Genomic DNA, 8,535 nt, shown 5'->3' with positions numbered 1-8,535 from the left:
CCCGCGCAGGCAGCGGAGCGCAGCTCCGCCGCCGTGAGCGACAAAAGCTTACGTGTCGATGGGTACGCCGGCGACCTTCTTCGAGGTGCGGATGCCCAGCGAGCTTTTGACGTGGGAGACGTTGGGTGCCGCCGTCAGCTCGGTGGTCAGGAAGGTCTGGTAGCTGTCCCAGTCCTCGGCCGTGACCTTGAGCAGGAAATCGTTCTCCCCCGCCAGCATGTGGCATTCGCGCACCAGGGGCCAGCTCGCCGCCAGCTTCTCGAAAGCCAGGAGATCGGGCTCGGCCTGGCTGTTGAGTCCGACCAGGGCAAAGACCGTGACGCCGAAGCCCAGCGCCTCGGCATTGACCTCGGCATGGTAGCCGCTGATGTAGCCGGCTTCCTCCAGCGCCCGCACCCGGCGCAGGCAGGGCGGCGCCGAGATGCCGACGCCCTTGGCCAGTTTGACGTTGGTGATGCGGCCGTCTTCCAGCAGGATCCTCAGGATCCCGCGGTCGATGGCGTCGAGCTTGACTTTGGCCATGCAGCCTCGCGGGCGGGATCGCCGTGCCTCTCGGTCGTCCCGCGTTCTATAATTTTATTTCACGCCGGCCACAATATTATTACCGAAGGCCAAAGCCAAGGGGCGACAATGGGCAGCAGACATCCACCATCATGACAGCCAACACTCCATCCAACCCTTCCGGCCGTTGCTGGGTCGTCAGCGACGGCAGTGCCGGCAATGAAAACCCGGCGCTCGGCCTGGCCCAGGCGATTGGGCTGGAGACCGAGGTCAAGCGCTTGCGCCCGCGCCCGCCCTGGACCTGGCTGCCGGGCAACCTGTGGCCGCTGCCCTTGGCCGCACTGGGAGCCGACAGCGATAGCCTGGCGCCGCCCTGGCCCGACCTGGTGATCAGCTGCGGCCGGCGCTCCGTGCCCTACAGCCTGGCCATCCGGCGGGCCGGCGCGCGGTGCAACGTGCATCTCCAGAACCCGCGCATCCCGCTTCGCCACTTCGACCTGGTGGCGGCGCCGCGGCACGACGGCCTGAGCGGTGCCAACGTCATCGCCACCTTGGGCTCGCTGCACCGCCTGACGGCGGCGCTGCTGGCCGCCGAGGCGGCCCGCCTGGAGGCCGAGCTCAGCCATCTGCCGCGGCCTCTGGTGGCGGTGCTGGTCGGCGGCACGAACACATGCTATCGCCTGACAGCGGCCGCCACGAACGAGCTGGCCGCCGGCCTGGGGGCGCTCGGCCGCCAGGGCGCCGGCCTTCTCGTCACCACCTCGCGGCGCACCGGGGCGGCCAACGAAGCGGTATTGCGCCAGGCCCTCGAGGGCCAGCCGGCGGTGATCTGGGACGGCCGCCAGCCCAACCCCTATTTCGCCTATCTGGGGCTGGCCGACGCTATCGTGGTGACCGCGGATTCGGTGAATATGGTGTCCGAGGCGGCCAGCACGGGCAAGCCGGTCCACGTCTTCGAGCTCGAAGGCGGCAACCACAAGTTCCGCGCCTTTCACGACATGATGCGCCAGGGCGGCATCACCCGCCCCTTCCGCGGCCAACTGGAAAACTGGAGATACGATCCTCCCGACGACACCGCCCGGGTGGCAGCCGAAGTCCGGCGCATCCTGGGCTTCTAACCCGCCCATCCCTTGCGGCGCCAAGCGCTAGGTTATACATACTGAGCCATCAAGCCATCGGCCAACCCGGGGTTATCGAACCATGAGCGTTACCCAGCACAGCAAGGTCCTCATCATCGGTTCCGGGCCGGCCGGCTATACGGCGGCGATCTATGCCGCCCGGGCCGGGCTCGAGCCCCTGGTGGTGCGCGGCCTGCAGCCCGGCGGCCAGATGACCATCACCACCGACGTCGAGAACTTCCCCGGCTTTGCCGAGGTCATCCAGGGCCCCTGGCTGATGGAGCAGATGGAGGCCCAGGCCCGGGCCGTGGGCACCGAGATGGCGGACGACATCATCGTCGGGGTCGACCTCAAAGCCTGGCCCTTCCAGGCCGTAGGCGATTCGGGGGCGTGCTACAGCGGCGATGCCGTGATCATCAGCACCGGCGCCCAGGCGCGCTGGCTGGGCTTGGAGAGCGAGGGCCGCTTCCAGGGTTTCGGCGTCTCGGCCTGCGCCACTTGCGACGGCTTCTTTTACCGCGGCAAGGAGGTGGCGGTGGTGGGGGGCGGCAACACCGCCGTCGAGGAGGCGCTCTATCTCACCAATCACGCCGACCGGGTGACGCTGGTTCACCGGCGCGACGAGCTCAGGGCCGAGAAGATCCTGCAGCGCCGCCTGCTCGAGCACGACAAGATCGACGTCGCATGGGACAGTGTGGTCGAGGAGATCATGGGCGACGAAGACCCGCCCGGTGTCACCTCGGTGCGGCTGCGCAACGTCAAGACCGAAACCCGCAGCGAGCTCGCCGTACACGGTGTTTTCGTGGCCATCGGTCACGCCCCGGCCACCGAGGTTTTCCAGGGCCAGGTCGAGATGGACGATGAGGGCTACATCGTCACCGCGGCCGATTCCACGGCCACCAGCGTGCCCGGCGTCTTTGCCGCCGGCGACGTCCAGGACAAGATCTACCGCCAGGCCGTGACGGCGGCCGGCACCGGCTGCATGGCGGCATTGGAGGCGGAAAAGTTCGTCGCCGCCAAGGAGGCTGCTGAAACCGCCGCGGCGGCCGAGTAGATGGCCGGAATTCGGCCATGAACTGGAACAAGATAAAAATCTTCCACGCCGTTGCCGATGCCGGCAGCTTCACCCATGCCGGTGAGCTCTTGAGCCTCAGTCAGTCGGCGGTGAGCCGCCAGGTGGCGGCGCTGGAGGAAGACCTCAACGTGCTGCTCTTCCACCGCCACGCCCGGGGCCTCAAGCTGACGGCCCAGGGCGAGACGCTGTTCCGTGCCGCCCACGAGATGTCGGCTCGCATCGCCATGACCGAGGCGCTGCTTACCGAGGCCAAGGAAAAGCCCAGCGGCGAATTGACCATCTCGGCCACCGTCGGCTTCGGCTCGACTTGGCTGACGCCGCGCATCGGCGAGTTTCTCGAGCATTACCCCGACATCAACGTCCACATCGTGGTCACCGACAGGGAACTCGACCTCTCCATGCGCGAGGCCGATGTCGCCATCCGCATGCGCCTGCCGGTACAGCCCGACCTGGTGCAGCGCAAGCTGATGACCTTCCATCACCACGTCTACGCCGCGCCGGAATACCTGCAGCGCTTCGGCACGCCGCAAAGGCCTGAGGACCTGGACCACCACCGCCTGATCATCTACGGCGAGGAGGCACCGTCCTACATCGCCAACGTCAACTGGCTGATCGCCGCCGGTACCGCGGATCCCGCCAGCCGCCGGCCGGTGCTGCGCGTCAACAACGTCTACGGCCTGCTGCTGGCCGTCGAATCCGGCGTCGGCATCGGCGCCATTCCGGACTATATGGTGCGGGGCAACAACCGCATCACGCAGATATTACCGGACCTCGAAGGTCCTCAATTCGACACCTATTTCGTCTATCCCGAGGAATTGCGTGATTCCCTTAGAATCGGAATTTTCCGGGATTTCTTGATCCGCAAAGTGGCCGAGTGGCATTTCTGAGAAGGCACCCGTTCCCAGCTATGCATTAGACGCATAGCTGATTTGCACAATATATGGTGGTCTTTTGCCGCCCGTAACCCCATCTATAGGCCACGGCGGATGTTGCATCGCAGCATTCGTTCTGTTCCGGGCGCAACACCCGGAACCGGACCGGAGCGCATTTTTGCCGGTCCGATACGTCTCCCAGACGTATTGCCTCCCTGTTGAACTTGCCGGGCTCTTTTGAGCCCGGCCTTTTTTTTGCTGGCAAGGGATCCCGACAAATGAACTCTGCTACAGTTCACTTCATCGGCACGATACGGACAGCCTGCAAAACCGTCGCGGAATGTCCTGGCCAGGCACGCCCGAAAAACGGCGTGTCCCGGATTGTGCTGGACCCGGAAATGTTGCCAGCGCTGAAAGGCATTGAGGACAATAGCCGTATCCAAGTTCTCTATTGGTTTGACGAAGCCGACCGCTCCGCCTTGCAGAGAGTTCCCAGGTGGTCCGAAACCAAGGAGAAATTCGGCGTTTTTGCGCTACGTTCCCCCATGCGTCCAAACCCCATCGCCTTGAGCACCGTGAAGCTTCTGAAAGTGGAGGGGAACGTGCTTACGGTAAGCGCCCTCGATTGCCGAGATGGCACGCCGTTGCTGGACATCAAGCCATATATCGATCCCCCGTGAGGGCCGCGAGGCGGCCCTTGGGCGTTGTTTTGCAGCGCTTTGGCACGTAAACTTCCACCATGACTATCGCCTTCGACACGTTGGCTTACGCTGAGAGACTCGAGGCCGCCGGCTTCACCCATGACCAAGCCCGGGTGCAGGCGGAAGCCCTGGTCTCGGTGGTTTCCGATTCCCTGGCCACTAAGCAGGACCTCAAGGAACTGGAGGCTGCAACAAAGCAGGACCTCAAGGAACTCGAGACCGAGTTGAAACGTGACTTGGCCGCGCTCTCCGACAAACTGACCATCCGGCTTGGCGGCATGATAGTGCTCGGCATCGCCGCTCTGGCGGCGGTGGTTTCCCTGACTTAATTTAAGGCGCCGCTGGGCCCGATTGAGCCCGTCCATTTTTCGTGCCACCCTGGATCTGGTCGAAGTGGAGGTGCGGCATGAAAGCGGCGGTGTTCAAGGCTCCCGACGAGCCCCTGGCGATCGAGACGGTGGCCGATCCCGAGCCCCTGGAGGGTGAGCTTTTGTTGCGCGTCCGGACCTCGGGCATCTGCGGCTCGGACCTGCATATGGCCCAGGTGCGCGACCGTGCTGGCGGCATGACACCGCTGGCCGAGGGCACCATCCTGGGCCACGAATTCGCCGGCGATATCGTAGCCCTGGGCGCCGGTGTCGAGGGCTGGCGCGAGGGCGAGCGCATCTGTGCGCTGCCCTATCTTTCCTGCGGCCGCTGCGAGATGTGCCTGAGCGGCCACGGCCACCGCTGCAAAGACGTCGTGTCCACGGGGCTGGGCAAGCTCCCTGGCGCCTATGCCGAATACCTGCGGGTGGGCGCCGACCAGGCCATGCGGCTGCCCGAGAGTGTCGATTATCGTACCGGCGCCCTGGTCGAGCCCCTGGCCGTCGGCCTTCACGCCGTCGAGGCGGCGGGGCTGCAGCCCGGCGACGCCGTGCTGGTGGTCGGCGCCGGCCCCATCGGCGCCGCGGTGACGCTGTGGGCGCGTTTTTTTGGCGCCCGCCAGGTCTGCGTCTCCGACCTCTCGCCGGCCCGCGCCGCGGCCGCCGCCGGCTTCGGCGCTACCCGTTGTATTGATGCCAGTTCGGAGAACGTCGTCGCCGCCTGCAAGGAGGTGGCCGGCAGCCGGGCCAACGTCATCTTCGACTGCGTCGGCGTGCCGGGCTCGCAACAGCTTTGCATGGACTACGCGCCGCTATATGGCCGTATCGTCGTGGCCGGGGTCTGCATGGCGCCCGACACCACCATTCCGGCCAAGGCCATCACCAAGGAACTTTCTCTCAGGTACGTCTATTGCTACCGCCGCCAGGACTTCGAATTCACCCTCGACATGCTGGCCGCGGGACGTATCGATCCCGGCGCCATGGCCAGCCACTTCGTCGATTTCGCGGGTTTTTCGGCGGCTTTCGAAGAACTGAAAACCCCCGGCGACCAGTGCAAGGTGCTGCTCGAGCCCTGACCCCCGGCGGGCCGCACCCGCATACCAAAATCAGCCCTAGGCTGCGCGGCCGTGGCAGTGCTTGTACTTTTTGCCCGAGCCGCAAGGGCAGGCCGAGTTGCGCGGCACCTTGCCCCAGGTGGCGGGATCCTGGGGATCGGGCTCGCTGGGCCGCGGGGGCGCCAAGGCGGCGGTCAGTTCGAGTTCGGCCATCTGGTCGTCGCCCGATATCGGATCGAAGTGGCTTTCCAGGGTGGCGCTGGGGGCCTCGCGTTCGGGAATGGGCTGGTCCTGGTCGAGGTGCAGCTCGACGTGGGCCAGCAGCGTCGTCACCTGTTCGCGAAGGCCAGAAAGCGTGGTTTCGAAAAGGTCGAAGGCCTCGCGCTTGTATTCGTTGAGGGGATCGCGCTGGCCATAGGCCCTGAGGCCGATGCCCTGGCGCAGGTGGTCGAGCGAGAGCAAGTGCTCCTTCCAGTGCTGGTCGAGGAGCTGCAGCAGCAGGTTCTTCTCCACCAGGCGCCACAGCTCGCGGCCGTAGTTGGCCGCCTTTTCGGCCATGCGCCGGTCGGCCTCGGCTTGCACGCGCTCTTCTATTTCGGTCTCGGCGACGCCCTCCTCGCCGGCCCATTCCCCGATCGGCAGCTTCAGCCCCAGCACCCGCTCGAGTTCGCTCTCGAGGGCCTCTGTCTGCCACTCCTCGGAATAGGCTTTTTCGGGAATATGGCGCTTGACCAGGCCTTCCATGACGTCGTGGCGCATGTCGGCGATGGTCTCGCTGACCTCCTCGGCGCGCATCAGGTCGATGCGCTGCTCGTAGATCACCTTGCGCTGGTCGTTCATCACGTCGTCGAACTTCAGCAAATTCTTGCGGATGTCGAAGTTGCGAGCCTCGACCTTCTGCTGGGCTTTCTCGAGCGCCTTGTTGATCCAGGGGTGGACGATGGCCTCGCCTTCCTGGAGGCCGAGTTTCTGCAGCATCGAGTCCATGCGCTCGGAGCCGAAGATGCGCATCAGGTCGTCTTCCAGGCTGAGATAGAAACTGGAGGCCCCGGGATCGCCCTGGCGGCCCGAACGGCCGCGCAACTGGTTGTCGATGCGCCGGCTTTCGTGGCGCTCGGTGCCCACTACGTAGAGGCCGCCGGCGGCAATGACCTCTGCCTTCTCGGTCGCCGTCTCAGTCGCGATGGTGGCCTCGAGTTCGGCCCGCCCGGCCTCGTCGGCGTCGTCCGGGAGCTCGATACGCAGCCGCATGTCGGGGTTGCCGCCGAGCTGGATGTCGGTGCCGCGGCCGGCCATGTTGGTGGCGATGGTGATGCCGCCGGTGCGGCCGGCCTGGGCGATGATCTGCGCTTCTTGTTCGTGGTAGCGGGCATTCAGCACGTTGTGCGGGATCTGGCGCTCCTTGAGCTTGGCTGCCAGTTCCTCCGACTTGTCGATCGAGACGGTGCCGATCAGCATGGGCTGGCCGCGTTCCTGGCAGTCCTCGATCAATTCGATGATGGCCTGGTATTTTTCCTCGGCCGTGCGGTAGACCTCGTCGTCGGCGTCGTCGCGGATGCAGACCAGGTTGGTCGGTGCCTGCACCACTTCGAGCTTGTAGATGTCGGCGAACTCGGCCGCCTCGGTGGCGGCGGTGCCGGTCATGCCGGCCAGTTTCTCGTAGAGCCGGAAGTAGTTCTGGAAGGTGATCGAGGCCAGGGTCTGGTTTTCCTGCTGCACCGAGACGCCTTCCTTGGCCTCGAGCGCCTGGTGCAGGCCCTCGGAATAGCGCCGGCCTTCCATCATGCGGCCGGTGAATTCGTCGATGATGATGACCTTGTTGTCCTTGACGATGTAGTCGGTGTCGGCGGCAAACAGCTTGTGCGCCCGGAGCGCCTGGTTGACGTGGTGGACGACGGAAACGTTGGCGATGTCGTAGAGTCCGCCCTCGGAGAGGAAGCCGCTGTCCTTGAGCAGCTCCTCGGCGTGCTCGACGCCGTCGTCGCTGAGCGAAACCGTGCGCGATTTCTCGTCGAGCTCGAAGTCGTCCTCACCGAGCTTGGGGATGATCCGGTCGATCTGGTGGTAGAGCTCGGACGAGTCCTCGGCCGGACCGGAGATGATCAGCGGCGTGCGCGCCTCGTCGATCAGGATGGAATCGACCTCGTCGACGATGGCGTAGCCGAAATCGCGCTGTACCATGTCTTCGAGCGCGAATTTCATGTTATCGCGCAAATAGTCGAAGCCGAATTCGTTGTTGGTGCCGTAGGTCACGTCGGCGCCATAGGCGACGCGGCGTTCGTCGTCGTCGAGGCCGTGCACGATGCAGCCCACGCTGAGGCCCAGGAAGCTGTAGATCTCGCCCATCCACTCGGCGTCGCGCTGGGCCAGGTAGTCGTTGACCGTGACCAGATGCACGCCGCGGCCCTCGAGGGCGTTGAGGTAGATGGGCAGCGTAGACACCAGGGTCTTGCCCTCGCCGGTTGCCATCTCGGCGATGCGGCCCTGGTGCAGCACCATGCCGCCCAGCAACTGGACGTCGAAGTGGCGCTGTCCCAGCGTGCGTTTGGAGGCCTCGCGCACCGTGGCGAAGGCTTCGACCAGCAAGTCGTCGAGGCTTTCGCCGGCTTCCAGGCGTTCCTTGAACCAGTCGGTGCGGGCCCGCAGTTCGAAGTCCTTGAGCGCCTCGAGCTCGGGCTCCAGGGCGTTGATCTCGGCCACCGGGCCCTCGAGCTCGCGCAGCACGCGGTCGTTGGCCGTGCCAAAGATCTTTCTTGCCAGCGAGCCGATCATGCAAAGCCTCGGGGAAGGTGCAAATAAACCGGCGCCGCGGCCGGCCGACCTGAGACATAAGGGCAGGGATTGGCAG

At 65.2% G+C, this 8,535-nt stretch carries 8 protein-coding genes; 6 read left to right on the top strand and 2 right to left on the bottom strand.

The genetic code is table 11. The annotated features are described in order from the left end of the window. Positions 1 to 48 precede the first annotated feature (48 nt). Entirely contained in the window at positions 49 to 522 is a 474-nt protein-coding gene (locus QGG75_10625) for an Lrp/AsnC family transcriptional regulator (protein MDP6067688.1), read from the bottom strand. A 131-nt stretch (positions 523 to 653) separates the two neighbouring features. Here QGG75_10625 and QGG75_10620 point away from each other — a divergent pair, with 131 nt between their 5' ends. The 6 genes from QGG75_10620 (at position 654) to QGG75_10595 (ending at position 5,708) form a co-directional block, all read left to right on the top strand. After that, positions 654 to 1,619 carry a mitochondrial fission ELM1 family protein gene (locus QGG75_10620; GenBank protein MDP6067687.1) on the top strand — a complete coding sequence of 322 codons (966 nt, stop codon included), beginning with the start codon at positions 654 to 656 and terminating at the stop codon, positions 1,617 to 1,619. 82 nt (positions 1,620 to 1,701) lie between these two features. Next, positions 1,702 to 2,673 carry a thioredoxin-disulfide reductase gene (gene trxB / locus QGG75_10615; protein ID MDP6067686.1) on the top strand — a complete coding sequence of 324 codons (972 nt, stop codon included), beginning with the start codon at positions 1,702 to 1,704 and terminating at the stop codon, positions 2,671 to 2,673. Positions 2,674 to 2,690: 17 nt separating this feature from the next. Further along, a complete protein-coding gene (locus tag QGG75_10610; protein ID MDP6067685.1) occupies positions 2,691 to 3,581 on the top strand; it encodes a LysR family transcriptional regulator in 891 nt (296 codons plus the stop codon). Positions 3,582 to 3,784: 203 nt separating this feature from the next. After that, on the top strand, positions 3,785 to 4,246 hold the full coding sequence (tsaA, locus tag QGG75_10605) for a tRNA (N6-threonylcarbamoyladenosine(37)-N6)-methyltransferase TrmO (protein MDP6067684.1): 462 nt from the start codon (positions 3,785 to 3,787) through the stop codon (positions 4,244 to 4,246). Between the two features lie 59 nt (positions 4,247 to 4,305). Beyond that, complete coding sequence (locus QGG75_10600; protein MDP6067683.1) at positions 4,306 to 4,596, top strand: hypothetical protein; 291 nt, start codon at positions 4,306 to 4,308, stop codon at positions 4,594 to 4,596. A gap of 77 nt (positions 4,597 to 4,673) precedes the next feature. Beyond that, on the top strand, positions 4,674 to 5,708 hold the full coding sequence (locus QGG75_10595) for an alcohol dehydrogenase catalytic domain-containing protein (protein MDP6067682.1): 1,035 nt from the start codon (positions 4,674 to 4,676) through the stop codon (positions 5,706 to 5,708). Positions 5,709 to 5,744: 36 nt separating this feature from the next. Here QGG75_10595 and secA read toward each other — a convergent pair whose 3' ends face one another. After that, positions 5,745 to 8,459 (bottom strand): preprotein translocase subunit SecA, encoded by a 2,715-nt coding sequence (gene secA / locus QGG75_10590; GenBank protein MDP6067681.1) that lies wholly within the window; start codon positions 8,457 to 8,459, stop codon positions 5,745 to 5,747. Positions 8,460 to 8,535 lie beyond the last annotated feature (76 nt).

This window comes from Alphaproteobacteria bacterium (assembly GCA_030740435.1).
GTDB lineage: Bacteria > Pseudomonadota > Alphaproteobacteria > UBA2966 > UBA2966.
Note: the sequence above shows the minus strand (reverse complement) of the source record. Positions and strands in the feature narration are given on the sequence as shown.

Bases quoted from the DNA above. Each gene is read 5' to 3' on its own strand.
- QGG75_10620 (MDP6067687.1), top strand. From the start codon at position 654: ATGACAGCCAACACTCCATCCAACCCTTCCGGCCGTTGCTGGGTCGTC.
- QGG75_10595 (MDP6067682.1), top strand. From the start codon at position 4,674: ATGAAAGCGGCGGTGTTCAAGGCTCCCGACGAGCCCCTGGCGATCGAG.
- QGG75_10610 (MDP6067685.1), top strand. From the start codon at position 2,691: ATGAACTGGAACAAGATAAAAATCTTCCACGCCGTTGCCGATGCCGGC.
- secA (MDP6067681.1), bottom strand. From the start codon at position 8,459: ATGATCGGCTCGCTGGCAAGAAAGATCTTTGGCACGGCCAACGACCGC.
- QGG75_10625 (MDP6067688.1), bottom strand. From the start codon at position 522: ATGGCCAAAGTCAAGCTCGACGCCATCGACCGCGGGATCCTGAGGATC.
- trxB (MDP6067686.1), top strand. From the start codon at position 1,702: ATGAGCGTTACCCAGCACAGCAAGGTCCTCATCATCGGTTCCGGGCCG.
- QGG75_10600 (MDP6067683.1), top strand. From the start codon at position 4,306: ATGACTATCGCCTTCGACACGTTGGCTTACGCTGAGAGACTCGAGGCC.